The following is a 25,328-nucleotide window of genomic DNA, read 5'->3' on the forward strand; positions in this document are numbered from 1 at the left end:
GGTTGGTGGAAGTGAATGAATTAACGCTGGTTTCAAAAGACCCAATAAAAAACCAGCCACTCATGTTACGGCCGGGGCAATTGTTAAAGGGCAAAGTTTTGAAGGTGAACGAGGAAAACATGGCTGAAATTCAAATAGGGGCTCAGAAGATTTATGCGAAAACCGCAATCAATCTAATTAACAATAGTGATATTTGGTTTGTGGTGCAAAAGAATGGTGAAGGAATTAACTTACAAATTATCGATGAAAATCAACTTTTAAAAGGCATATCGCCCCAAGCGATTTTACAAACGATGGGAATAAATGCTACACAAGAAAAGGTTGAGCTAGTTAAATGGTTTCAAAGTCGAGAGGTTCCACTTACTCAATCACTTGTAAAATCATTTACTCATTGGATGACAGGAGATACAAAACAAGATATCGCTGTGTTTAAAACACTTTTAGATAGACGATTACCATTAACTAAAGAAGTTTTCAACGCCGTACATAGCATGAAAAATGAGCCAACAATCACGTTCGCAATAAACAATCTTCAACATAAGCTTACGCCCTATCTCAATAACGAAACAGCTCAAACACTTGATAACCTTTTAAATAAATTTAACCATCTTTTCAATGATAAAATGTTAACAAGTTTAATGGATGGCTGGCTGAAAAATAGCGTTCAAGCAAAAGAAAGTTTCTCCTTGTTACAAAAGTTAGGTGTATTTTCGTCGAAAAGCAGTGAAGAACAAATCATTCAGCAGCTGTTATATACCAGTTCAGATGAAAAAAATAAAGCAATATTATCTCTTTTACAAAATATACAAAGCGGGGGATTACAAAAACAAACGGCCCCTTTTTTGCTCACATTAACAAAATTGAATCATGCTTTTTCATTTACATGGGAGAGTGGGACTAACTTACAGGCTAGCATAAAAAATGGAGAAATTACATTGCCTTTAAATGCTAACCAGATAACAAGTTTAATAAAGGATGGTCTGGCGAAATTATATGACCATCCATCAATCCCCATCAAGCAAACCTCATTACCACTTGTAGATGTTTATTCTCGTATGCAAGAACAACTTCAAGTGCTAGAAAACATAAATAAAAACGCTTATTCAAAAACGCAACAACTTTTGTATAATATTGCGGAAGAAAACAGGCAGCAATTACATAACCCAGTGATGATAAAGGGTGAACTAAAGCAAATATTAGCTATATTCGGTTTAACTTATGAACAGCAACTTAATGAAAGACAGCCAATCAACATTCAGGCGATTAAACCACTCATTTTACAGTTGATCAAAGAAATCCAGCAACCTGCTCTGAGTGAAGCTGCTAAGGAGTTATTAAATAAAATCACTGGGATGCAGCTACTTTCACATGATACAAATGGACTCTCCCACTTTGCCCTACAGTTGCCATTTCCACTAAGCCCATTCAGTAAACTCCTTTCAATGCAGTGGTCAAGTAAAAGGAAAAAGAATGGGGAAATTGATCCAAGTTTCTGTCGGGTGCTATTTCATTTAAATATGGAAACATTGGGTGAAACCTATATAAAGTTGCAGATTCAAAACAGAGTAATCACGATGAATATTTCAACTGAAAACAAAAAACTGCTCCCAGATACCCAGCCATATGAGGAGCTGATTAAACGTAAATTAAACGAAACGAATTATCAATTAACACAAATTAATTTTTCCGAAATAACAAGTAAAGTAGAAGAGGATAAGACGGATAAGACGGATACATTTCAAATTACAGGTGTTGATATGCGAATATGAATGGACAAAACGCTAAACAAGCAGTTGCCTTAACTTACTCAGAAAAGATGGATGCACCGGTCGTTTCTGCAAAGGGAAAAGGGCTTATTGCAGAAAATATAATAACTGTTGCACAACAGCATGAATTACCGATTCAAGAAGACCCTTCTTTAGTGGAGTTACTAGGAAAATTAAATATGAATGAAAAGATACCTGAAGAGCTGTATCAAGTAGTCGCGGAAGTTTTCGCGTTTATTTATCAAGTAGATAGAAAAGCGAAAGACAAAGAAGTGCGAAATAATGGTGTCCGTTCACTGAATCAACAGTAATACTTTTTGACCCATTCAAGTGGAGTATGGTAATTATTCATCTTTTTGAAAAGGCAAAGTAGTTGAAACAATAATATTTTTTTGAAATAGAAAAAATGCGATGAGATAAAGGCTTAAAGCACTTTTTTTGAATAAGTATTGAATCAGCTGATTGAATATTTCAGCTAATACAGTAGACAACTTTTGTCACATTATATAAAATGTAAACGCAGTCTAATTTTTTGAAGAGTTAGTTAGGAGGATGGGAAATGAATATACATGAGTATCAAGGAAAAGAAGTCCTCAGACAATACGGGGTTGCAGTACCAAATGGTAAAGTAGCATTCACTGTTGAAGAAGCAGTAGAAGCCGCAAAAGAATTAGGTACTGACGTTTGTGTTGTAAAGGCGCAAATCCATGCAGGTGGACGTGGAAAAGCTGGCGGAGTAAAAGTAGCTAAAAACTTGGAAGAAGTGCGTACATATGCTGAAGAAATTCTAGGTAAAACGCTTGTTACTCACCAAACAGGACCAGAAGGAAAAGAAGTAAAACGTTTGCTTATTGAAGAAGGTTGCGACATTCAAAAAGAATATTATGTTGGACTAGTTTTAGACCGTGCAACTTCTCGCGTAACGCTAATGGCTTCTGAAGAAGGCGGAACAGAAATTGAAGAAGTAGCAGAAGCTACTCCAGAGAAAATCTTCAAAGAAGAAATTGATCCAGTTGTTGGATTAACAGCGTTCCAAGCACGTCGTATTGCTTTTAATATTAATATCCCTACAAAGCTTGTAAACCAAGCTGTTAAATTTATGATGGGTCTTTATCAAGCATATGTAGAAAAAGATTGTTCAATTGCTGAAATTAACCCATTAGTTGTAACAGGGGACGGTAAAGTAATGGCCCTTGATGCAAAATTAAACTTCGATAGCAACGCATTATATCGTCGTAAAGACATTTTAGAAATGCGTGATTTAGAAGAAGAAGATACAAAAGAAATTGAAGCTTCTAAATATGACTTAAGCTATATCGCACTTGATGGTAACATTGGTTGTATGGTTAACGGTGCGGGCCTTGCTATGTCTACAATGGACATTATCAAGCATTATGGCGGCGATCCGGCAAACTTCCTTGATGTTGGGGGCGGTGCGACTGCTGAGAAAGTAACTGAAGCATTCAAAATTATCCTTTCTGATGAAAATGTTAAAGGTATTTTCGTTAATATCTTTGGCGGAATTATGAAATGTGATGTTATTGCTACAGGTGTTGTTGAAGCGGCTAAACAAGTTGGATTAGAAGTTCCTCTAGTTGTACGTTTAGAAGGTACAAATGTGGACTTAGGTAAGAAAATTCTTGCTGAATCTGATGTTGAAATCGTTGCAGCAGACTCTATGGCTGACGGAGCGCAAAAAATCGTATCACTTGTAGGATAAGACCTATAGGTAGATGGCGAAAAAGTGATAATGGGCATAGTGCCTTAGTTATTATTTTTGAGATACGGAAATCAGGAAGGAGAAAAAAACATGAGCGTATTTATTAATAAAGATACAAAAGTGATTGTACAAGGAATTACTGGTTCAACTGCGCTATTCCATACAAAACAAATGCTTGAATATGGTACTAAAATTGTCGGCGGTGTGACTCCTGGTAAAGGTGGCATGGAAGTCGAAGGTGTACCTGTTTTTAATACTGTGAAAGAAGCTGTTGAAGCAACTGGTGCGACTGCATCTGTTATTTATGTTCCAGCACCTTTTGCTGCAGATTCAATCATGGAAGCAACTGATGCTGAATTAGATCTTGCTATCTGTATCACAGAACACATTCCAGTACTTGATATGGTGAAAGTGAAACGTTACATGGAAGGTAAGAAAACACGTCTAGTTGGACCTAACTGTCCTGGTGTTATTACAGCAGATGAATGTAAAATTGGTATTATGCCAGGATACATTCACAAAAAAGGTCATGTGGGTGTAGTTTCACGTTCTGGTACATTAACTTATGAAGCAGTGCACCAATTATCAGAAGCTGGAATTGGACAAACAACTGCTGTAGGTATTGGTGGAGATCCTGTTAATGGTACAAACTTCATCGATGTACTAAAAGAGTTTAATAATGACCCTGAAACTTATGCAGTTATCATGATTGGTGAAATCGGTGGTACTGCAGAAGAAGAAGCTGCTGAGTGGGTAAAGGCGAACATGACTAAGCCAGTTGTTGGCTTTATTGGTGGTCGTACAGCGCCTCCAGGAAAACGTATGGGCCATGCTGGTGCGATTATTTCTGGTGGTAAAGGAACAGCTGATGAAAAAATCCGTGTAATGAATGAGTGCGGAATACAAGTAGCTGATACACCTTCAGTAATGGGTGAAACACTTATTAAAGTGTTAAAAGAAACTGATCTTTATGATAAATGTAAAACGCATTAATTAATAGATAAAGTCCCCTTTTTAAAGAAGGGGACTTTATTAAATAAAATAATATTCTTAAAATTCAGAAAAAGGAGTGCGTTCTTATGAATGATTTGATGACAACTAAACTACTTACTCTCCATCATTGTCGATCTGTATCGTGGAAAACGCTATATCAAATTGTAAAAGCAGATCCCACCCTTTCCTCCATCTCTTTTCAGCGACCAAACCCTCTCCCTTATTTTCACTTCCTAAATGCAGATACGAGAAAGAAAATTAATGATGAAATTCTTACCTTAAACATGGAAGAGCTACTTTCACAGTACGTATACAACGACATAAAAATCATTTCTATTATGGATGAAAATTACCCTAAGCTTTTGAGAGAAACGTATCAGCCACCTTGGTTTCTCTATGCAAAAGGAGACTTGTCGTTACTCAATATGAAACCAATTCTTTCTGTTGTCGGAAGTCGAAATATGACTGAATACGGAGCGAGAGTCATCGAAGAAATTTTTCCCACACTCATAAAAAGAGGATTTATTATCGCAAGTGGTTTAGCAAAAGGAGTAGATGCCCATGCTCATAAGGTAGCTATGCACTTGAGTGGGCATACGATTGGTGTATTGGGAAGTGGATTTTTTAATATGTATCCAACTGGTAACCGCCATTTATTTCAGCAAATGTCTCATAATCATCTAGTGTTATCAGAGTACCCACCGCATACAAAAGCGGAAAGATGGCATTTTCCAATGAGAAATCGCATAATTAGTGGTATTAGCCGTGCGACTTTAGTCATTGAGGCAAAAAGGAAAAGTGGTTCTCTTATTACTGCTAACTTTGCTGTTCAAGAAGGTAGAGATGTGTTTGCGGTACCAGGAGGCATTCTTTCACCTTTTTTCTCAGGAACGAATGAACTAATTCAAAATGGTGCGAAATTAATACTTTCAGCGGAAGATATTATAGAAGAGCTGGTATATTAGGGGCAAAAATCATAAATTTTACAGGAATTTTTATGAAAAAGGTTGAAATTATTGAAAAACTGTTATACATTTTGCTTCAGAAGTTTGTTTGTATGACAGCAAATGGAGAGGCGATAGTAGCGGTTTAGATTTGACAAAGCTAAATAAATTGATTAATAATAGTGGATATTTCGAAGAACAAATACGATTGAGCATTTAAATAGGTAGAAAATGGTCAATAAATAAGAATAAACATTTATTTAAATGAAAGAAACAGCGGGTTTAGCAAATTTATTCCCTCTTGAGGAGGACAACTGGATGTCAGATTTTCTAGTAATCGTAGAATCCCCAGCTAAAGCAAAAACAATAGAAAGATACTTGGGGAAAAAATATAAAGTGAAAGCATCCATGGGGCATGTAAGGGATTTACCTAAGAGCCAGACGGGTGTAGATGTTGAAAATAATTATGAACCAAAATATATAACGATTCGCGGTAAGGGACCCGTATTAAAAGAGTTAAAAACAGCTGCAAAAAAAGCGAAGAAAATTTATCTCGCAGCTGACCCCGATCGCGAAGGGGAAGCAATTGCATGGCATTTGGCGCATAGCTTAGATATGGATATTGATTCAAAATGTCGTGTTGTATTTAATGAAATCACAAAAGATGCCATTAAAGAATCTTTTAAACATCCAAGAGCGATTAATATGGATTTAGTTGATGCCCAGCAAGCAAGAAGAATGCTAGATAGGTTAGTGGGCTATAATATTAGTCCACTACTATGGAAAAAGGTTAAAAAAGGGCTTAGCGCCGGTCGTGTACAATCAATTGCCGTTCGTTTAATCCTTGATAGAGAAAAGGAAATTAACAAATTCGAACCAGAAGAATATTGGAGCATAGATGGAGAGTTTGTCAAAGGTAAATCTACTTTTGATGCAAGCTTTTTTGCCCTAAATGGTAAGAAGTTTGAGTTGAAATCTGAAGAAGATGTGCAAGTTGTTTTAAAAGAGTTAAAGAATAATGAGTTTGAAGTAACAGATGTAACGAAAAAGGAGAGAAAGAGAAACCCTGCAGTTCCTTTTACTACATCTTCTCTTCAACAGGAAGCAGCAAGAAAATTAAATTTCCGAGCAAAGAAAACAATGATGCTTGCTCAGCAGCTTTACGAAGGTATTGATTTGGGAAAAGAAGGTACAATCGGATTAATTACTTATATGAGAACGGATTCTACGAGAGTATCTGAAGTTGCTCAAAGTGAAGCAGTGGATTATATTACAAACCAATATGGCAAAGAGTATTTGCCAGCATCAAAAAGAAAAGAAAAGAAAAACGCTAATGCTCAAGATGCACATGAAGCCATCCGACCTACCAGTATATTAAGGGAACCGAATTCGCTGAAAGAGCATCTTTCAAGAGATCAGCTTCGTTTATATCGTTTAATCTGGGAACGTTTTACTGCTAGTCAAATGGCTCCTGCCATAATGGATACAATGAGTGTTGATTTAATCAACGGTCAAGTGACCTTTAGAGCAAATGGTTCAAAGATTAAGTTCCCTGGGTTTATGAAAGTTTATGTCGAAGGAACAGATGATCAGACGGAAGAAAAATCTAATATGCTTCCTAATTTAAAAGAGGGAGATAAAGTCGTTAAGAAGGATATCGAACCGAAACAACACTTTACTCAACCACCTCCAAGATATACTGAAGCAAGGTTAGTCAAAACGCTTGAAGAACTAGGTATAGGTAGACCATCAACTTTTGCACCGACGCTAGATACAATTCAGAAGCGCGGCTATGTCACATTAGATAATAAACGTTTTGTGCCAACTGAATTAGGAGAAGTTGTTTCCGTACTATTAATGGAGTTTTTCCCTGAGATATTAGACGTGGAATTTACTGCAAAAATGGAACAAGATCTGGATTATATTGAAGAGGGAAAAGAAAATTGGGTTAAAATCATTGATGAATTTTATCAAGGTTTTGAAAAACGATTAGAAGTAGCAGAGAAAGAAATGCAGGAAATAGAAATTAAAGACGAACCTGCGGGAGAAGATTGTGAACAATGTGGAAGCCCGATGGTATACAAAATGGGACGCTATGGCAAGTTTATGGCTTGCAGTAACTTTCCAGAGTGTCGCAATACAAAGGCCATAGTGAAGGAAATCGGTGTGAAATGCCCTACTTGTAAAGAAGGTAATATCATTGAGAGAAAAAGCAAAAAGCGCCGTATCTTTTATGGTTGTGACCGCTACCCTGAGTGTGAGTTTATTTCATGGGATAAGCCGATAGCAAGAAGCTGTCCGAAATGTGAATCACTACTTGTTGAGAAAAAACTGAAAAAGGGTGTACAAGTACAGTGTGTTGACTGCGACTATAAAGAAGAGAAACAAGGATAAATTGAAGTGAGCAATGGTTTGCTCATTCCTAATAAAAAAGTATATGTGCACATAGAAACGAACAATTATTAATTATTTATATTAATTGTTCGTTTTTTTATATTAAAAGCATATTTTTGTGTGTTCAAAAAAACGAATTGGTTTTAAAGAAGATAGGGTTTTTTTCGAAGTCATATAAAGATCTTGTTTAATTGAATTTGAGAGATGTGAATATGAAAGTAAAGATAAATCGTCGTTCCTATTTTAAAAACAACTAACTATTTAATATCTTATAACTGTTCTATATCAGTAATAATGAATGATGGAATCAAAATACAATTTGAAGTTTTTGTGAAGTATTAGAATGAAATGTTATCAAATGAGATGATAAAAATGCGATGATTGTGGTAAAGATGGTTAAGAGACTGAAAGCAATAACATCATGTATTCTATGAAAAAACGGTAAAATCACACAGTGGATGGACAAATGATTTTTTGAGATAGACAACGGTTAAAAAAATACTTTATGCTTTCAAATTTTTTTGTAATATTGTACAATGCAATTTGGGATTAAAAGATTACACTCGTTTATGATTTAGTTAAAACGAACAATTAAATGAATGATATAAATTATTTTACAATAAGTAAGGAGAATTAATTAATGACTGAACAGGTAGTAAACGTAGTTGGGGCTGGGTTAGCTGGAAGTGAAGCCGCTTGGCAAATTGCTAAACGAGGCATTCAAGTACGCTTATATGAAATGAGACCAGTTAGACAAACAGCAGCTCATCATACAGATAAATTTGCTGAATTAGTTTGTAGTAATTCTTTAAGAGCCAACAATTTAACGAATGCTGTAGGTGTATTAAAAGAAGAAATGAGACAATTAAATTCTGTGATTATTTCTTCAGCAGATGAAAGTGCAGTTCCTGCAGGTGGTGCTTTAGCTGTTGACCGCCATGACTTCGCTGCGAGGGTAACTGAAGCAGTGAAGAATCACCCGAATGTGACAGTGATAAATGAGGAAGTAACGGATATTCCTGAAGGGATTACTGTTATTGCGACAGGCCCATTAACAAGTGAATTACTTTCTGAAAAACTACGTGAACTGTCTGGGGAAGATTATCTTTATTTTTATGATGCAGCGGCACCAATTATCGAAAAAGATTCCATTAATATGGATAAAGTCTATTTGAAATCTCGTTATGATAAAGGGGAAGCAGCTTATTTAAATTGTCCGATGAACGAGGAAGAGTTCAATGTATTTTACGAAGCGTTAATTAATGCTGAAACTGTGCCGTTAAAAGAATTTGAGAAGGAAATCTTTTTTGAAGGTTGTATGCCTATCGAAGTGATGGCATCTCGTGGAAAGAAAACAATGCTCTTTGGACCGATGAAACCTGTTGGTTTAGAGGATCCTAAAACAGGGAAGAGGCCATATGCTGTTGTTCAATTACGTCAAGATGATGCAGCAGGTACACTTTATAATATTGTTGGATTCCAAACGCATTTAAAATGGGGGCCACAAAAAGAGGTACTTCGTTTAATACCAGGTTTAGAAAATGCTGAAATTGTAAGATACGGTGTCATGCATAGAAATACTTTTATTAATTCTCCTAAAGTGCTTAAATCAACTTATCAATTCAAGAATAGAGAATCTTTATTCTTTGCTGGGCAAATGACTGGCGTAGAAGGATATGTTGAATCAGCTGCTAGTGGGTTAATTGCAGGGATTAATGCTGCCCGACTTGTGAAAGGGCAAGAAACAGTAGAGTTTCCGATTGAGACTGCTATTGGGAGTATGGCAAGATATATTGCTAATGCCAATCCGAAGAATTTCCAGCCTATGAATGCCAATTTTGGTTTATTCCCAGAGTTAGAAAAAAGAATTAAAGGTAAGCAGGAGAGAAATGAACAACATGCTAATCGAGCATTAGAGACAATTCAGAACTTTGTGAAAAATATGTAAATTTTCTTGCGTGGGTTGCTTAAATATGATAGTATGATGAAGCCCTTGTGAGGTGAGTACAAAAAATGAGCGAAAATGTGAACATTTCTTTAAAGTTATTTATCGAATATTTACAAATCGAAAAGAATTATTCACAATATACAATTGAGCATTATCAGACGGATATAAAAGGATTTTTTATGTTCATGGCTGAACAAGGTTTGAAAAAGTTAAATGATGTCGAATATATGGATGTTCGATTATTTCTAACAAAGCTTTATCAAGAAGGTTTAGCTCGAAAGACTATTGCTCGTAAAATTTCCTGCTTAAGAAGCTTTTTTAAGTTATTGGTACGAGAAGGTATGGTTAACGATAATCCTTTCCAATTAACATCCATCCCAAAAGGTGATAAAAGACTACCGCAGTTTTTTTATGAAGAAGAGATGGAACAACTCTTTAATAGTGTAGAGGTAGATACAGCACTTGGCCAAAGAAATATGGCGATTTTAGAAGTGTTGTATGCAACAGGCATAAGGGTAGCTGAATGTGCTTCTATACAGCTGAGTGATATTGATTTGGATATTTCCGTTATTCTTATTCATGGAAAAGGGAAAAAAGATCGATACATACCATTCGGAAGTTTTGCTCACGATGCTCTTTTAAAATATTGTCATGATGGACGTCTAAAACTCCAAAAAGAGAAGAGCAACCATTTATTTTTAAACCACCGTGGTGGCGCATTAACTGACCGCGGTATAAGAGGTATATTAAATAAATTGATTGAAAAGTCGTCTCTAGAAGGTGGCATCCATCCCCATAAGATTAGGCATTCATTTGCTACACATTTAATGTCAAATGGGGCTGATATGAGAACAGTTCAAGAGCTTTTAGGTCATGCTTTTCTTTCATCAACGCAAATTTACACACATGTTACACCTGATTACTTGAAAAAGACATATAATCAGTATCATCCTAGAGCATAGATTTTAAAGAAGTTTAACTATATGATGGATAAACGAATAGTCATACTCATATATAGTCTATAGTGGATTATTAACATACTCCAAAAGGAGGAATAAACATGTCACAATTTCATGCAACAACAATTTTTGCAGTACAACACAATGGCGAATATGCAATGGCTGGAGATGGACAGGTTACATTTGGTGAATCGGTTGTCATGAAGCATACTGCAAGAAAGGTAAGAAAGCTTGCAAATGGCAAAGTGATTGCCGGATTTGCAGGGTCTGTTGCCGACGCATTTACTTTATTCGAGAAGTTCGAAGGAAAGCTTGAAGAATATAACGGTAACTTGCAGAGAGCGGCTGTAGAGCTTGCTAAAGAGTGGAGAAGCGATAAGGTTCTTCGGAAACTTGAAGCGCTTTTAATTGTTATGAATAAAGACGGTTTATTACTCGTATCAGGAACAGGTGAAGTCATTGAACCTGACGATGGTGTACTAGCAATCGGTTCAGGTGGTAATTATGCATTAGCAGCAGGTCGTTCTTTAAAGAGATTTGCAGGTGAACATTTAACAGCTCGGGAAATTGCAAAAGCTTCGCTTGAAATGGCTGCAGAAATTTGTGTATATACTAACCACAATATTATTGTGGAAGAACTGTAAAACAAAGGAGTGCTAAAATGGTTAAAATGACAAGTTTAACACCCCGTCAAATTGTCGAAAGACTTGACCAGTTCATAATCGGTCAAAAAAATGCCAAGAAAGCTGTAGCAGTTGCATTAAGAAATAGATATCGTAGAAGCCTACTGAATGAAGAGCTTCGTGATGAAGTAAGTCCTAAGAATATTTTAATGATTGGACCAACAGGAGTTGGTAAAACTGAGATTGCAAGAAGGATTGCGAAATTAGTTGGTGCTCCATTTGTTAAGGTAGAGGCAACGAAATTCACTGAAGTGGGTTATGTAGGTAGAGATGTAGAATCTATGGTTAGAGATTTAGTTGAGACATCTGTACGACTTGTGAAAGAAGAAAAGGTAGCAAGTGTGCAAGAAATAGCAGAGAAAAATGCTAATCGCCGCATTGTCGAATTGCTCGTACCTAGTAATAAAAAGTCCGCCAATTATAAGAACCCATTAGAAATGTTTTTTGGTGGTGGGAATGATCAACAAGAGAGCGATCATGAGCAACAAGATGATCAGTCAATTCAGCAAAAGCGTAAAGTAGTGAAAACAAAGCTTGAAAATTTAGAGCTAGAAGATGAAATAATCACTGTTGAAATAGAAGAACAGCAACCGTCTATGTTTGATATGCTCCAAGGTTCGGGTATGGAACAAATGGGGATGAATATGCAAGATGCACTTGGTGGATTAATGCCAAAGAAAAAGAAGAAGCGAAAACTTACAGTAAGCGAAGCTAGAAAAGTTTTAACGAACGAAGAAGCACAAAAGCTTATTGATATGGATGAAGTAGGTTCTGAAGCCATCTATAGAGCAGAGCAATCTGGTATGATCTTTATCGATGAAATTGATAAAATCGCAAGTAAAAACTCAGGTGGCTCCTCAGCAGATGTTTCTCGCGAGGGTGTGCAAAGAGATATTCTTCCTGTCGTTGAAGGATCAACTGTTGTAACGAAATATGGTACAGTAAAAACCGATCACGTCTTATTCGTTGCAGCTGGGGCATTCCATACCGCTAAACCGTCTGATTTAATACCTGAATTGCAAGGACGTTTCCCAATTAGAGTCGAATTGACAAAATTAACTGTGGATGATTTTGTGAAAATATTAGTTGAGCCTGATAATGCCTTGATCAAACAATATCAAGCTTTATTAGAAACAGAAGGTATACAAATTGAATTTTCTGACGATGCTATACGTAGGATTGCAGAATTTGCTTATGATGTAAATCAAAATACCGATAATATTGGAGCAAGACGATTGCAAACGATTATGGAAAAAATGCTTGAAGACCTTTCGTTTGAAGCGCCTGAGGTAACATTAGAGAAGATTGTGATTACGCCACAATATGTAGAAGAGAAGCTCGGGGAAATTTCTAAGAATAAAGATTTAAGTCAATTTATATTATAATCCTTATTTGATGAAATTTCATTGTACTCCTAATCAAGCAAATCTTAGCAAAAAAAAAAAGTAACGAAACATTCAAGGGATTGAAATAATGTTCCAAAGTTATAGGAGGAAAAATCAATGAATTTATTAAAAAAATCAAGAACAATTAATGCAATGCTACAAAAGGCTGCAGGTAAGCCAGTTAACTTCAAAGAAATGGCAGAAACTTTAAGTGTTGTTATCGAAGCAAATATCTACGTAGTAAGCCGTAGAGGTAAACTATTAGGATATGCTGCGAATCAACAAATCGAAAATGAGCGAATGAAGAAAATGCTTGAAGATCGTCAGTTCCCAGAAGAGTACACTAAAAACTTATTTAACATTCAAGAGACATCATCTAATTTAGATGTGAATAGTGAATATACTGCATTCCCTATCGAAAATAAGGAGTTATTTGGCGCTGGCTTAACGACAATTGTTCCTATTATCGGTGGAGGAGAACGTTTAGGTACCCTCATTCTTGCAAGAGTGGAAGATGCCTTTGAAGATGATGATTTAGTTTTAGCTGAATATGGTGCTACAGTAGTAGGTATGGAAATTCTTCGTGAAAAAGCAGAAGAAATTGAAGAAGAAGCTAGAAGTAAAGCAGTTGTACAAATGGCGATTAGCTCTTTATCATACAGTGAGTTAGAAGCAATTGAGCATATCTTTGAAGAGTTAGACGGAAAAGAAGGTCTATTAGTTGCTTCAAAGATTGCCGATAGAGTAGGAATCACACGTTCTGTTATCGTTAATGCACTAAGAAAATTAGAAAGTGCTGGCGTAATTGAATCAAGATCATTAGGGATGAAAGGTACTTATATTAAAGTATTGAACGATAAATTCCTTTTCGAATTAGAAAAATTAAAATCTAACTAAGAAGTAAAATAAAAAAAGTTTAAAAATAACACGGAGACGCAGTGATGCGTTACCGTGTTATTTTTATGGTGTCAAATTTTTCTGTGTTACAACTTTATTACGAACGAAATAATAAAGTAATAACGAATAAAGTAGAACTTTAAACCTATTTTTAATAAACATAATCATTATAGTTCTTTATACCTATTAAATAATATATTCGAACGCTTGATTCAACTGATAATGAATAGCGTTTTAAAAAAAACGGAAAAATGAAGCGTATTTTTACCTAGGAAGAAAAATGTCGAAAATAGGACAAAAGAATTACCAAAAAACCCTTCTAGGTCATAGACTTATTATTTCATATTCTTTACAATGATGATAGATGAATTTATTAGTAAGTGCTAATTGGGGAGAATTTTGGAAAAAACGAGGTGAAGTTTGTGAAAGTCTTCTCACAATCCATGTCGATTATTGAAAACGCAATTCAACAAACATCGACAAAACAAAAGGTGATCTCGCAAAATATCGCGAATGTTGACACCCCAGGATATAAAGCGAAGGATGTAAGCTTCAAATCTGCTTTTGATTCCGCATTATCTAACATGAATACATATAAAACGGATGAAAGGCATTTTGATTTGACGCCATCTAATTTAAATACCACAGTCTTAACGAAGAAAAATGTAACATATAACGAAAGTGGTAACAGCGTAGATATGGATCAAGAAATGTCAGAGCTTGCAGCAAACCAAATTCAATATAACGCATTGGTTGATCGCATGAGTAGTAAGTTTAATGGACTTGAAAACGTAATTAAGGGAGGTAGATAATTGATGACTATCTTTCATAGTTTGGATACAACAGCTTCCGCACTGACAGCGCAAAGGTTAAGGATGGATGTCATCTCTTCAAATATGGCGAATGCTGATTCTACTCGCAGCGTGACTGGGGAAGACCCTTATAGGAGAAAATCCGTCGTGCTTCAAGCGAAAGATAACGGCTTTTCATCATTTTTACAAACGGCAATAAATGAAAAAAGTCAAACAGGTAATGGTGTAAAGGTAACGAGAATTGTTGAAGATGAAACACCTTTTGAACTCGTCTATAATCCATCTCATGCTGATGCTAACGCAGAAGGGTATGTAGAAATGCCAAATGTGGATCCATTAAGAGAAATGGTAGATTTGATGAGTGCAACACGTTCATATGAAGCAAACGTCACTGTATTTAATGCGAATAAGAATATGCTCTTGAAGGCATTGGAAATAGGTAAATAAGAAGGAGACTAAGAGATGAATATTAATAGCTTCTCTCCCGTCGTACATACAAATAGTCCGAATAATGCTCAAAATGTAAAAGAGATTACACCGAGTGATGCACATAATAGCTTTGCTTCGGCTTTGAAAAATGCAATTGGTAGTGTAAATGAAAGGCAAATAGCATCGGATGAAATGACGACAAAGCTTGCTACGGGGCAGGATGTTGATCTCCACGACGTAATGATCACCGCTCAAAAAGCGAGTGTATCCATGTCTTTAACACTAGAAGTGCGTAACAAGGCAGTCGAAGCATATCAAGAGATGATGAGAATGCAAGTGTAAATCATGCATTCTCGTCTAATGAATAACCAAGGACCATCGGGGGATTTTTAGATGAAAGATTCTTTGCAAGCATATGGTACAAAGGTGAGAACGTTCTGGGATGCGAAAACAAAGGGGCAAAAGGCTTTAATAATCGGTGCTCCGTTATTATTAATCATTGGTATTAGTATCATTGTTTTTCTTTCGACCAGAACCACCTTAGTCCCACTATATAGTAACCTGACACCCTCAGAAACAGGCAGTATAAAGGAAAATTTAGATGCTAAGGGGATTAAGTCAGAAATCGTTGAAGGTGGTACAGCTATTAAAGTACCAGAAGAACAAGTAGATAGCCTCATGGTAGAGCTAGCTGCAGAAGGAATCCCAGATAGCGGTAATATTGATTACTCATTTTTTAGTCAAAATGCTGGAATCGGGATGACGGAAAATGAATTTGACGTGATGAAGCTAGATGCGATGCAGTCTGAATTAGCAGAGTTAATGAAAGGTATTGATGGTATTAACAACGCTAAAGTCATGATAAACATGCCTGAATCTGGTGTGTTTTTAAATGAAACAGAGGAACAAGCATCGGCGTCTATCGTTTTAAACACGGATCCAGGTTATAAATTTGAAAATCAACAAATCCAAGCACTCTATCATTTAGTGTCTAAAAGTGTACCTAATTTACCTACTGATAATATCGTCATAACTAATCAAAACTTTGAGTACTTTGATTTGAAAAACAGTGAAGAATTTTCGACAGGCAATCAATTTGCTGTACAACATGAAATAAAAAAAGAAATCGAAAAGGATATCCAACGTCAAGTGCAAACGATGCTAGCTACATTAATGGGTCAAGAAAAAGTAGTGGTGTCTGTTACAGCAGATGTCGATTTCACACAAGAGAATAGAGAAGAAAATCTTGTCGAACCAGTAGATGAAGAGAATATGGAAGGAATAGCCATTAGTGCACAAAAGCTAACAGAAACCTTTACAGGGAATGGAGATACAGAAGGAGGTATCCCGCAAAGTGAAGATGGTGCGGATGCACTCGGCTCTTCTTATGTTGAAGGTTCAAATAGCAACGGCGATTATGAAAAAATAGAAGAAACAATTAATAATGAAGTAAACAGAATAAGAAAAGAAATTGTTGAAAGCCCATATAAAGTAAGGGATTTGGGCATTCAAGTAATGGTGGAACCACCTGATGCTAATAATCCAAATTCATTGCCACAAGATCGGATTAATGATATAACGCAAATCTTATCAACCATTATCCGTACATCCATCGATAAAGACACATTGGATGAAACGTTAACCGATGAAGAGCTACAAAATAAAATAGCTGTCTCCGTTCAAGAGTTCAATGGAAAAGTTGAGTTTCCAAATGAAGAAACAGGAACGATTCCTTGGTGGATATATTTGGTTGTAGGGTTACTATTATTGGTAATTATATTATTACTATGGTTATTCTTACGTAATAAAAAAGAGAAAGAAGAAGATATTGTAGAGTATGAAGTGGAAGAGCAATTAAATGATTCTATTCCTGATGTACATCAGGAAAAGGAAACAGAGGCAAGCATCCGAATCAAGCAATTAGAGAAGCTAGCTAAAGAGAAACCGGAAGACTTTGCCAAGCTCCTAAGAACATGGATTACGGAAGATTAGGAGGCCAGTCAAGCGTGAAAAGGGAGAAGAAAAATCTTTCAGGACGGCAAAAAGCAGCCATTTTATTAATATCTTTAGGTCCAGATATTGCTTCTAATGTGTATAAGCATTTAAGTGAAGAAGAAATTGAAAAGTTGACTTTAGAAATATCCGGTGTAAGAAAAGTAGACACTGAGGCAAAAGAAGAAGTGCTAGATGAATTTCATCAAATCGCTCTTGCTCAAGATTACATTGCGCAAGGGGGTATCGGATACGCGAAGACTGTGCTCGAAAAGGCATTAGGAAACGAGCAAGCAACAGCGATAATAAATCGTTTAACTTCCTCGCTTCAAGTGAGACCATTCGATTTTGCCAGAAAAGCGGACCCAACACAAATATTGAATTTTATTCAGAATGAACATCCGCAAACCATTGCGTTAATTCTTTCCTATTTAGAACCACAGCAGGCTGGTCAAATACTGTCGGAATTACCTCAAAATACGCAAGCAGATATTGCTAGAAGAATCGCAGTAATGGATGGCACTTCTCCTGAAATTATTAATGAGGTCGAACAAATTTTAGAAAGAAAGCTGTCCGCTACTGTTACACAAGATTATACGCAAACTGGTGGAGTCGAGTCTGTAGTAGAAGTGCTCAATGGCGTGGATCGCTCAACTGAACGTACGATTCTTGATGCATTAGAAATTCAAGATCCAGATTTAGCTGAAGAAATAAAGAAAAGAATGTTTGTGTTTGAGGATATTGTTACGCTTGATAATAAAGCCATTCAACGAGTGATAAGAGATTGTGCAAGTGAAGATCTCATGCTTTCTTTGAAAGTGTCTAGTGAAGAAGTAAAAGAGATTATTTATAAAAATATGTCACAGCGTACTGTAGATACATTTAAAGAGGAAATGGAATTTTTAGGACCAGTTCGACTTCGAGAAGTCGAAGAAGCACAATCAAGAATTGTCGCAATTGTACGCAGACTGGAAGAAGCTGGGGAAATCATCGTCGCTAGAGGCGGAGGGGATGATATTATTGTCTAGGTTATTTAAACATTCTACTCACGATTACTTAAGCGAAGAGGAGCAAATAACAATCTCTATTCGGCCGATGTTTAAACAATCAGAGGATCATCCATCACAGCAGATGTCTGCCTATTATGACCAGGTGATTAATGAAGCAGAGAAGAGAGCGGAAGAAATTATCCAATCGGCAAATCAGCATGCTGATCGCATATATCAAACAGTTCAAGAAGAAAAGGAAAAGGCAAAAGAAGAACAAGAATTGGTACGTAAAGAGGCATATGAGGAAGGTTACCTCACCGGGATGAGTAAAGGTAAAGAAGATGGATTTAACTCATATACCTCTAGATTAGCAGAAGTAAAAGAGATAATTAATGCAGCAAAAACTGATTATGAAGAAACTATTCAGTCAGCGGACCGAACGATATTAACGATTAGTATGAATGTAGCAGAAAAAATCATTGCCACGGAATTAACTCATCATTCGGAGCACTATCAATCTTATGTAAAAAACGCATTAAGAGAAGCAAAGCATTACAAAAACATTAAACTTATTGTTCATCCTGATAAATATCTAGAGTTATTAAGTTATAAGGATGAACTTAAGGCAATGTTACCTGTTGAAGCTGGCCTGTATATCCTTCCCGATGAAGAACTTTCTGTAGTAGATTGTGTAATTGATTCAGATAATGGTCGAATTGATGCCACATGTAAAAGTCAAATAGACGAGATCAAAGAAAGACTATCAGAATGGTTGGAGGCCCATCATGAACTTGGATAAGTTATTAGAGGAAATTCATGATACAGATAGTTTCAAAAAATACGGGAGGGTCAAGAGAGTTGTTGGCCTAATGATTGAATCTCAAGGGCCGGTTAGTTCCATTGGTGATGTTTGCTATATTCATGTGCAAGGTAAGAAGAGTAGGAAGATACGTGCAGAAGTGGTCGGATTTAAAGATGAGAATATTATTCTTATGCCATATACAACAGTTACTGATATATCACCTGGTAGTTTAGTAGAAACAACAGGAAAACCGTTAGAAATTAAAGTTGGGACTTCTCTTGTAGGGAATGTCCTTGATTCCTTGGGACAACCATTAGACGGGTCTCTACTTCCAAAAGGATTAAGAGAGGTGCCAACAGAACAAGAGCCACCAAATCCTCTCTTGCGACCACCCATTAGCGAACCAATTGAAGTAGGCGTTCGGTTGATTGATAGTTTACTAACAGTTGGTAACGGCCAAAGAGTGGGCATTTTTGCAGGTAGTGGTGTTGGTAAAAGCACTCTACTCGGCATGATTGCCAGAAATACAAAAGCAGACATTAATGTCATCGCTTTAATTGGTGAAAGAGGAAGAGAAGTCCGTGAGTTTATCGAGAGAGATCTTGGTCCTGAAGGATTAAAACGTTCAATTGTCATTGTAGCTACCTCGGATCAACCGCCATTAATGAGAATAAAAGGTGCCTATACAGCGACAGCCATTGCAGAGTATTTTCGTAGCAAAGGCATGAAGGTTATGATGCTAATGGATTCTGTTACTCGGGTAGCAATGGCACAACGGGAGATAGGTTTAGCAATTGGCGAACCTCCGACAACAAAAGGCTATACGCCATCAGTTTTTTCTGTTTTACCTAAGCTGTTAGAGAGAACTGGCACCTCCATAGAGGGCTCTATCACTGCCTTTTATACAGTGCTTGTTGATGGTGATGATATGAATGAACCAATTGCTGATACTGTGAGAGGTATATTGGATGGTCATTATGTGTTAGATAGAGAACTCGCTAATAAAGGACAATATCCTGCTGTAGATGTACTCAAAAGTATCAGTCGTGTAATGAATCAAATTAGTAGTAAGAGGCATATAAAAGCAGCTGAGAGCTTAAGAGAATCACTTAGTACTTATAGGCAATCAGAGGATTTAATTAATATCGGTGCATATAAGAAAGGGTCATCACAAGAAATAGATCGAGCGATTGCTTTATATCCACAAATTTTAAATTTTCTTAAACAACAAACGGATGAAAAAGTGACGATTGATGATGGAATTGAACAACTATTTGCGCTAGTTGGAGAAGGAGCACAGTAACAAATGTCTTTTAAATATAAGTTTGAGAAAATTATGCATGTAAAAGAACGTGAAAAAGATGAAGCTTTGGATATTTATAATCAAGCGACGAGACGTTTTGAAGAAGCTGCGACCAAACTATATGAATTGCTAAAGAAAAAAGAAGATCTAGATAGATTGCAATCTGAAAGACTAGTTAGTGGTTTACAAGTAGTGGAAATGCGTTATCAGCAACAGTTTATTTCGAATTTAGAAAAGACAATTAGTCATTATCAAAAAAGAGTAATGAATGCTCGTACACAAATGTATTATTATCAAGAAAAGCTTGCAGAAAAAATGACAGAGTACAAGAAATATGAAGTCATTAAAGATAAGAAGAAGATGCAATACGTATCAGAAATGAAGAGATTAGAAAATATTGAAATGGATGATATTTCAATCCAGCAATTTATCCATAAAGAACTTTAGGTGATAAGATGGAAAGTCACAAAGAGAAAAGGTCTAGACCGGTCATTAAGATATTTATGATCATTGCCACCACTTTAATTGGACTTATCGCAATTGGATTATTAATCCTAACTGTAAGTGGATATAACATCTTTGAAGTGGCGAAAAAGTATGGTCAAAATGTTCCTGTTCTATCTACCCTTTTTGAAGAAGATCAAACAGAAATGATGCAAACAATGGAAAATAGACTGATCGAACTAGAGGCAGAGGTCAATGACCGTGAGGCAAGAATTGAGCAACTGCAAAATCAAGTAGAAAGTAAAGACAATGAATTAAATAAAGCAAGCCAAGAAAAAACACGATTAGAAAATAGAGTAGACGAATTAGTTTTAATGAAAGAAGAGAATAAGCGGGCTTTTAGTGACATTATTAAAACTTATGAAGAAATGGCTGCTAAAAAAGCTGCGCCTATTTTATCTAATATGAATGAAGAAGAAGCGGTGCGAATCCTGGCAGAGGTAAAACCTGAAGTACTTGCTGATATACTGGCAAAAATGGAACCAACAAAAGCTGCTTCATTTACAAGCCTGGTAACAGCGTCTGTAGAAAATACTTCTACCACAGATGACGATGAGAAAGCCGCTGAATAAAGAGGGAGATGTTTCATGGAACTCATGTCACTGTTACCTATAAATAATAACCATCAATCTACTAAAGAAGTATCAGCTAATGAGAAGGTGGGGAAAGGCGATTTCGCTCAATTTTTAGGGAGTGTTCTGTCAACTGTGGAAACGGTCAGTTCGAATAGCGACGTCACGAAAGATGCAGTTACAAAGCAAGATGATTTGCTTTCTCTTCTCGGAGTATTAGAGTGGGAAGATTTGCCGGAAGAATGGCAATCGTTTATGTATATCGACTTACGAGATGAACCGCTAGTTGTAGAAAAGGCTAGTCAGTTATTAAACATTGAAGAAGAAGAGATGGAATTGATTTTTACTCATATCCAGTCATTGTTGAAAAATCAAGATGATATTTCTATAGATCTTCAAACGGCAGAAGCTAGAGAGAATTTTCTTTCAAAGTTAGTTTCAGTAGTGGAAGGTGGGCGTGCGCAAACACAAACACAAACAACTGACCTTATCACTCAGAACAAAGCCGTCTTCCAAACAATAAAGCTTGTGCAAATGATGAATCAACAAACGGAACCATCACCATTTAATCAACAACAATTAGCTGGACTCGTAAAAGACATCGTGAAAATACTAGAAAACGAAGCAGTTGTACCGATACCTCAATCCATTTCTTTAAAAGCCCGAGAGACACAACTTCGAACACAACAGTTGGTCAATCATTCACCACTAAGCATGACGTTAATAAATAGTGAGCAGAAGCAAATGGAAACAGAAGTGGAAATACTTTCAACAATTAGTAAAGGAATAGAGGATCAAAATCCGGATATAAAGACTGTGCAAGTTCCTACAAATCCGGTTGCAATCTCTAAGAACGATACTTTGCAATTACATATTCTACAAAATGGTAAACCAATTCCGGCAGAACAATTAGTAAAACAGTTTGAGAATACCTTATCCCGTGCCAAATTTACGACTGTTAATGGGATACAAAAACTGAGCATACAACTCACACCAGAACATTTAGGCACATTGAAGATAGAAATTGTCCAAAAAGATCAAGTGATGATTGCTAGAATTATTGCAAGTACACAGGCAGCCAAAGATGCATTTGAATCTAGCGCACAAACTCTCAGACAAGCATTTCATTCACAAAATATCAATGTCGATAAGATCGAAATTTATCAAACCTCCTTAGAACAAAAGCATGCAGAGGAATCGTTCAGTCAAAGAGAGAAGAATCAACCAAATCAAGATGGTGATGGTCATAACCGAAGAGAAGAACAAGAGGATAAAGCAACCTCTTTCTTCGATGAATTAGAAGCAGAATTATTAAATCTAAAGGTTTAGGTGGTAAGTTATATGACAAACAGTATTGATTCTTCTTTATTGCTATCACAATCACAAGCAGCCAATACCAATAATAGCAATACATTAGGCAAAGATGACTTCTTAAAATTATTAATGGTTCAACTTCAAAATCAAGACCCAACAAGCCCGATGGATGATAAAGAATTTATATCACAAATGGCTCAGTTTTCTTCTTTAGAACAAATGACTAATTTGACAACAAGTATGGAAGAAATGATCAACATTCAAGAGCAGAACCAATTACTATCTTATTCTCAATTTGTAGGTAAAGAGATTACTTGGCATAAATTAAATACTAATGAGGCTAATGTGGAAGTTGAGCAAGGAACTGGAAAAGTTGCTTCCATACAGTTCAAAGATTCTACTGTCACATTTATTCTTGAAGATGGAACCGAGTTATCACCAAGTAATATTTCTGAACTAAATCAGCCAACGATTGATGAGAATACATTAGTTCAATCTAGTTTATTAATCGGAAAAGAAATTACTTATCAGGATGATCAAGGGGAAAATCAAATAGCTAAAGTGGAGTCAGTGTCCTTTAAAGATGGACAAACATATTTTCATATTTCAGGTTCTGAAAAATTAATTACCCCACAGCAAATTATGAAAATTGAATAAAAGCGAAATGATATATTTGATGATTTAAAGGAGGAAATGCAATGCTACGCTCAATGTATTCAGGGATCAGTGGAATGAAGAATTTTCAAACAAAATTAGATGTAATTGGTAATAATATCGCCAATGTTAATACAGCTGGTTTTAAGAAGAGTAGAGTCACATTTAAAGATGCAATGAATCAAATGGTGGCTGGTCCATCCTCACCGACAGAATTACGTGGTGGGCGAAATGCAACACAAGTTGGCCTAGGGTCTACTTTGGCTACGATCGATGTTATTCACTCTGGATCGAGTATGCAAACGACCGGTAGAGCATTGGATTTGGGCATTGAAGGAGATGGTTACTTTATCGTTCAGCAAGGTGGGGCCCAGTATTATACGCGTGCAGGTAATTTTTATTTGGATGATGATGGCAGTCTAGTGAATAGTGAGGGGTTAAAAGTACAGGCATATAATAGCAACGGTGTATTAGGTGATGTGGTTGTAAATGTGAATGCCACCCTTCCTGCAGTGACAACAGAATCAATCACAGTTCAAGGAAATCTAGCAAAAGATGCGAATATTGGAACGGTATTTAATCAACAAATAAAAACAATTGATAGCAATGGTAATGCCCATGCGTCAACTGTTTACTTTAAAAAGATGGGCGACAATAGCTGGGGTGTCTTTTTTAATGAAGAGCCAAAACCATCTTCTGTTGGTACGATCACAAATCCAGATGAAGACGCTGGAAATATTAGTGTGAAAAATCCAGAAGGTTACATGGGGACACAAACAGGAGATTGGGAAGTTGAGTTAAAAGATGATGTATATACGATTTCAACACCTGATGGTGATGTAACTGTAAATGCGTCTCAAGTTAAGAATGGCGTCTTATCCGCCCATGGCTTACAAATTGATGTATCAAATGTGAAAGAAGATGGTACTTGGACGTTTAATGTTACGGCACCAACCCAACCTGAGGATAATCTTACATTAAGCTTTGATGCCAATGGACAAATCGTAGGTGCTGATGCGTTAAAAGAAGGTATTAGAATACCAGTTCCTTCAGGTGTAACAGATAATATGGCAACGGATGAAGATGAAAGTCAATTATTAGTTAATCTTGATTTTTCTGCACTTACACAAGTAGAAGGAGCATCGAATGCCAATGTATTTCCTGATGGTTATACGGAAGGGAAACTGGAAAGCTTCAATATTGGTGCATCTGGTGAAATTAATGGTGTCTATTCAAATGGTCTTATCGATATTCTTGGAACGATCGCTTTAGCCAAATTTAGCAATAGCTCAGGGTTAACAAAAGCTGGTAATAACCTTTATCAAGCTTCTGCCAACTCAGGTGTGGCTAATATTGGTATGGCAGGTGACGGAAGAGGGAGCTTAGCAGCAGGATCACTTGAAATGTCTAATGTTGATTTATCAGAAGAATTTACTGAAATGATTACTGCCCAAAGAGGCTTCCAAGCAAATACAAGAATTATTACGACGTCTGATGAGATTCTTCAAGAACTAGTTAACTTGAAACGTTAAAAAGGGAGGTTTAGGCAAGCTTTGGTTTGCCTATTACAATAAATTGATAAAATTATCGAGATTAAATGGTCAATCGTTTAGGTTAAATGCGTTTTATATCGAAACAGTCGAATCATTTCCTGATACAACAATCACACTTACCAATGGTAAAAAGTATGTTGTGAAGGAAAATGAATTAGAAGTAGTGGAAAGTATTCAGCAGTTCTACCAGGCTGTTGGTATGATTAAAGCTCATTCTATGTGGGAGGAGAACGGTGAAGATGAATAAAAAATGGCTCATCGTTGGAATTCTGTCATTGTTACTAGTAATTAGTGGTTCGTTATTTTACTTTACGGATGTATTTGCGAAGGATGCAAACGAGTCTTCTATTGATGATATTCTTGAACGCACTGTCTCTATTGACCAGATTACGACAAATCTAGCAAGTGACGATTATATACGGATATCTTTTACTATCCAAGTGGAGAGTAAAAAGGCGAAAGAAGAGTTAGAGAAAAGAGATTTCCAAGTGAAGAACTTAATGATCCAAGAGTTATCAGAAATGCAAGCAGATGATTTAAGAGGTAAAGATGGTCAACTATTATTACAGAAAAATTTAACAAAAAAAATAAATGACCTGATGGAATCGGGCAAAATTGAAAAAATCTATATAACTGAATCAATCCTCCAATAACATAATTGCTGACAGATTACTCATCTTTTAAAAATAAGAGTTTAATTCAAAGATATGGAGGT

25 protein-coding genes are annotated in these 25,328 nt (G+C 36.2%); all 25 read left to right on the forward strand.

What is annotated here, in order from left to right:
- Nucleotides 1–2: 2 nt before the first annotated feature.
- The 25 genes from MHI57_RS01230 (at nucleotide 3) to fliL (ending at nucleotide 25,266) form a co-directional block, all read left to right on the forward strand.
- Entirely contained in the window at nucleotides 3–1,769 is a 1,767-nt protein-coding gene (locus MHI57_RS01230) for a hypothetical protein (protein WP_340974526.1), read from the forward strand.
- A complete protein-coding gene (locus MHI57_RS01235; protein WP_095369544.1) occupies nucleotides 1,766–2,077 on the forward strand; it encodes an EscU/YscU/HrcU family type III secretion system export apparatus switch protein in 312 nt (103 codons plus the stop codon). The genes MHI57_RS01230 and MHI57_RS01235 overlap by 4 nt, the downstream gene beginning before the upstream one ends.
- Nucleotides 2,078–2,325: 248 nt before the next feature.
- A complete protein-coding gene (sucC, locus tag MHI57_RS01240; protein ID WP_095369543.1) occupies nucleotides 2,326–3,486 on the forward strand; it encodes an ADP-forming succinate--CoA ligase subunit beta in 1,161 nt (386 codons plus the stop codon).
- Nucleotides 3,487–3,576: 90 nt separating this feature from the next.
- Nucleotides 3,577–4,479 carry a succinate--CoA ligase subunit alpha gene (gene sucD, locus MHI57_RS01245; protein ID WP_095369542.1) on the forward strand — a complete coding sequence of 301 codons (903 nt, stop codon included), beginning with the start codon at nucleotides 3,577–3,579 and terminating at the stop codon, nucleotides 4,477–4,479.
- Between the two features lie 86 nt (nucleotides 4,480–4,565).
- Complete coding sequence (gene dprA, locus MHI57_RS01250; protein ID WP_095369541.1) at nucleotides 4,566–5,444, forward strand: DNA-processing protein DprA; 879 nt, start codon at nucleotides 4,566–4,568, stop codon at nucleotides 5,442–5,444.
- A gap of 297 nt (nucleotides 5,445–5,741) precedes the next feature.
- Nucleotides 5,742–7,817, forward strand: a complete 2,076-nt coding sequence (topA, locus tag MHI57_RS01255) for a type I DNA topoisomerase (RefSeq protein WP_340974531.1) — start codon at nucleotides 5,742–5,744, stop codon at nucleotides 7,815–7,817.
- Nucleotides 7,818–8,457: 640 nt separating this feature from the next.
- Nucleotides 8,458–9,765 carry an FADH(2)-oxidizing methylenetetrahydrofolate--tRNA-(uracil(54)-C(5))-methyltransferase TrmFO gene (gene trmFO / locus MHI57_RS01260; RefSeq protein WP_095369540.1) on the forward strand — a complete coding sequence of 436 codons (1,308 nt, stop codon included), beginning with the start codon at nucleotides 8,458–8,460 and terminating at the stop codon, nucleotides 9,763–9,765.
- A 65-nt stretch (nucleotides 9,766–9,830) separates the two neighbouring features.
- On the forward strand, nucleotides 9,831–10,727 hold the full coding sequence (xerC, locus tag MHI57_RS01265; protein ID WP_340974534.1) for a tyrosine recombinase XerC: 897 nt from the start codon (nucleotides 9,831–9,833) through the stop codon (nucleotides 10,725–10,727).
- A gap of 98 nt (nucleotides 10,728–10,825) precedes the next feature.
- Complete coding sequence (gene hslV / locus MHI57_RS01270) at nucleotides 10,826–11,368, forward strand: ATP-dependent protease subunit HslV (RefSeq protein ID WP_095369538.1); 543 nt, start codon at nucleotides 10,826–10,828, stop codon at nucleotides 11,366–11,368.
- Between the two features lie 26 nt (nucleotides 11,369–11,394).
- On the forward strand, nucleotides 11,395–12,792 hold the full coding sequence (gene hslU, locus MHI57_RS01275; RefSeq protein ID WP_445293211.1) for an HslU--HslV peptidase ATPase subunit: 1,398 nt from the start codon (nucleotides 11,395–11,397) through the stop codon (nucleotides 12,790–12,792).
- Between the two features lie 117 nt (nucleotides 12,793–12,909).
- The gene (gene codY, locus MHI57_RS01280) at nucleotides 12,910–13,689 is read left to right on the forward strand and encodes a GTP-sensing pleiotropic transcriptional regulator CodY (protein ID WP_095369536.1); all 780 of its coding nucleotides are present in this window, start codon (nucleotides 12,910–12,912) and stop codon (nucleotides 13,687–13,689) included.
- A 422-nt stretch (nucleotides 13,690–14,111) separates the two neighbouring features.
- Nucleotides 14,112–14,501, forward strand: a complete 390-nt coding sequence (gene flgB / locus MHI57_RS01285) for a flagellar basal body rod protein FlgB (protein WP_095369535.1) — start codon at nucleotides 14,112–14,114, stop codon at nucleotides 14,499–14,501.
- A gap of 3 nt (nucleotides 14,502–14,504) precedes the next feature.
- Nucleotides 14,505–14,948 (forward strand): flagellar basal body rod protein FlgC, encoded by a 444-nt coding sequence (gene flgC, locus MHI57_RS01290; RefSeq protein ID WP_095373475.1) that lies wholly within the window; start codon nucleotides 14,505–14,507, stop codon nucleotides 14,946–14,948.
- 15 nt (nucleotides 14,949–14,963) lie between these two features.
- Nucleotides 14,964–15,272 carry a flagellar hook-basal body complex protein FliE gene (gene fliE, locus MHI57_RS01295; protein ID WP_095369534.1) on the forward strand — a complete coding sequence of 103 codons (309 nt, stop codon included), beginning with the start codon at nucleotides 14,964–14,966 and terminating at the stop codon, nucleotides 15,270–15,272.
- A 51-nt stretch (nucleotides 15,273–15,323) separates the two neighbouring features.
- A complete protein-coding gene (gene fliF / locus MHI57_RS01300) occupies nucleotides 15,324–16,922 on the forward strand; it encodes a flagellar basal-body MS-ring/collar protein FliF (protein ID WP_307314433.1) in 1,599 nt (532 codons plus the stop codon).
- Nucleotides 16,904–17,950 (forward strand): flagellar motor switch protein FliG, encoded by a 1,047-nt coding sequence (gene fliG / locus MHI57_RS01305; protein ID WP_095369532.1) that lies wholly within the window; start codon nucleotides 16,904–16,906, stop codon nucleotides 17,948–17,950. Before fliF ends, fliG begins: the two co-directional genes overlap by 19 nt.
- The gene (fliH, locus tag MHI57_RS01310; RefSeq protein WP_340974544.1) at nucleotides 17,943–18,710 is read left to right on the forward strand and encodes a flagellar assembly protein FliH; all 768 of its coding nucleotides are present in this window, start codon (nucleotides 17,943–17,945) and stop codon (nucleotides 18,708–18,710) included. Before fliG ends, fliH begins: the two co-directional genes overlap by 8 nt.
- The gene (gene fliI / locus MHI57_RS01315; RefSeq protein WP_095369530.1) at nucleotides 18,697–20,016 is read left to right on the forward strand and encodes a flagellar protein export ATPase FliI; all 1,320 of its coding nucleotides are present in this window, start codon (nucleotides 18,697–18,699) and stop codon (nucleotides 20,014–20,016) included. Before fliH ends, fliI begins: the two co-directional genes overlap by 14 nt.
- A 3-nt stretch (nucleotides 20,017–20,019) precedes the next feature.
- Nucleotides 20,020–20,463: a flagellar export protein FliJ gene (gene fliJ / locus MHI57_RS01320; protein ID WP_095369529.1), complete on the forward strand. Its 444-nt coding sequence runs from the start codon at nucleotides 20,020–20,022 to the stop codon at nucleotides 20,461–20,463.
- Nucleotides 20,464–20,471: 8 nt separating this feature from the next.
- A complete protein-coding gene (locus tag MHI57_RS01325; protein ID WP_095369528.1) occupies nucleotides 20,472–21,092 on the forward strand; it encodes a MotE family protein in 621 nt (206 codons plus the stop codon).
- A 15-nt stretch (nucleotides 21,093–21,107) separates the two neighbouring features.
- Nucleotides 21,108–22,421 (forward strand): flagellar hook-length control protein FliK, encoded by a 1,314-nt coding sequence (locus MHI57_RS01330; protein ID WP_340974548.1) that lies wholly within the window; start codon nucleotides 21,108–21,110, stop codon nucleotides 22,419–22,421.
- Between the two features lie 12 nt (nucleotides 22,422–22,433).
- Complete coding sequence (gene flgD / locus MHI57_RS01335) at nucleotides 22,434–23,063, forward strand: flagellar hook assembly protein FlgD (protein WP_095369526.1); 630 nt, start codon at nucleotides 22,434–22,436, stop codon at nucleotides 23,061–23,063.
- Nucleotides 23,064–23,104: 41 nt separating this feature from the next.
- Nucleotides 23,105–24,592 carry a flagellar hook protein FlgE gene (locus MHI57_RS01340; RefSeq protein WP_445293191.1) on the forward strand — a complete coding sequence of 496 codons (1,488 nt, stop codon included), beginning with the start codon at nucleotides 23,105–23,107 and terminating at the stop codon, nucleotides 24,590–24,592.
- A gap of 43 nt (nucleotides 24,593–24,635) precedes the next feature.
- Nucleotides 24,636–24,860 carry a flagellar FlbD family protein gene (locus tag MHI57_RS01345; protein WP_095369524.1) on the forward strand — a complete coding sequence of 75 codons (225 nt, stop codon included), beginning with the start codon at nucleotides 24,636–24,638 and terminating at the stop codon, nucleotides 24,858–24,860.
- On the forward strand, nucleotides 24,853–25,266 hold the full coding sequence (gene fliL / locus MHI57_RS01350) for a flagellar basal body-associated protein FliL (protein WP_095369523.1): 414 nt from the start codon (nucleotides 24,853–24,855) through the stop codon (nucleotides 25,264–25,266). The genes MHI57_RS01345 and fliL overlap by 8 nt, the downstream gene beginning before the upstream one ends.
- Nucleotides 25,267–25,328: the final 62 nt, after the last annotated feature.

It is taken from the genome of Cytobacillus sp. FSL K6-0129, assembly GCF_038007625.1.
In the GTDB taxonomy this organism is placed as follows: Bacteria; Bacillota; Bacilli; order Bacillales; family Cytobacillaceae; genus Cytobacillus; species Cytobacillus kochii.

Bases quoted from the DNA above. Each gene is read 5' to 3' on its own strand.
- MHI57_RS01235 (WP_095369544.1), top strand. From the start codon at position 1,766: ATGAATGGACAAAACGCTAAACAAGCAGTTGCCTTAACTTACTCAGAA.
- sucC (WP_095369543.1), top strand. From the start codon at position 2,326: ATGAATATACATGAGTATCAAGGAAAAGAAGTCCTCAGACAATACGGG.
- sucD (WP_095369542.1), top strand. From the start codon at position 3,577: ATGAGCGTATTTATTAATAAAGATACAAAAGTGATTGTACAAGGAATT.
- dprA (WP_095369541.1), top strand. From the start codon at position 4,566: ATGAATGATTTGATGACAACTAAACTACTTACTCTCCATCATTGTCGA.
- topA (WP_340974531.1), top strand. From the start codon at position 5,742: ATGTCAGATTTTCTAGTAATCGTAGAATCCCCAGCTAAAGCAAAAACA.
- trmFO (WP_095369540.1), top strand. From the start codon at position 8,458: ATGACTGAACAGGTAGTAAACGTAGTTGGGGCTGGGTTAGCTGGAAGT.
- xerC (WP_340974534.1), top strand. From the start codon at position 9,831: ATGAGCGAAAATGTGAACATTTCTTTAAAGTTATTTATCGAATATTTA.
- hslV (WP_095369538.1), top strand. From the start codon at position 10,826: ATGTCACAATTTCATGCAACAACAATTTTTGCAGTACAACACAATGGC.
- hslU (WP_445293211.1), top strand. From the start codon at position 11,395: ATGACAAGTTTAACACCCCGTCAAATTGTCGAAAGACTTGACCAGTTC.
- codY (WP_095369536.1), top strand. From the start codon at position 12,910: ATGAATTTATTAAAAAAATCAAGAACAATTAATGCAATGCTACAAAAG.
- flgC (WP_095373475.1), top strand. From the start codon at position 14,505: ATGACTATCTTTCATAGTTTGGATACAACAGCTTCCGCACTGACAGCG.
- fliE (WP_095369534.1), top strand. From the start codon at position 14,964: ATGAATATTAATAGCTTCTCTCCCGTCGTACATACAAATAGTCCGAAT.
- fliF (WP_307314433.1), top strand. From the start codon at position 15,324: ATGAAAGATTCTTTGCAAGCATATGGTACAAAGGTGAGAACGTTCTGG.
- fliG (WP_095369532.1), top strand. From the start codon at position 16,904: ATGGATTACGGAAGATTAGGAGGCCAGTCAAGCGTGAAAAGGGAGAAG.
- fliI (WP_095369530.1), top strand. From the start codon at position 18,697: ATGAACTTGGATAAGTTATTAGAGGAAATTCATGATACAGATAGTTTC.
- fliJ (WP_095369529.1), top strand. From the start codon at position 20,020: ATGTCTTTTAAATATAAGTTTGAGAAAATTATGCATGTAAAAGAACGT.
- MHI57_RS01325 (WP_095369528.1), top strand. From the start codon at position 20,472: ATGGAAAGTCACAAAGAGAAAAGGTCTAGACCGGTCATTAAGATATTT.
- MHI57_RS01330 (WP_340974548.1), top strand. From the start codon at position 21,108: ATGGAACTCATGTCACTGTTACCTATAAATAATAACCATCAATCTACT.
- flgD (WP_095369526.1), top strand. From the start codon at position 22,434: ATGACAAACAGTATTGATTCTTCTTTATTGCTATCACAATCACAAGCA.
- MHI57_RS01340 (WP_445293191.1), top strand. From the start codon at position 23,105: ATGCTACGCTCAATGTATTCAGGGATCAGTGGAATGAAGAATTTTCAA.
- fliL (WP_095369523.1), top strand. From the start codon at position 24,853: ATGAATAAAAAATGGCTCATCGTTGGAATTCTGTCATTGTTACTAGTA.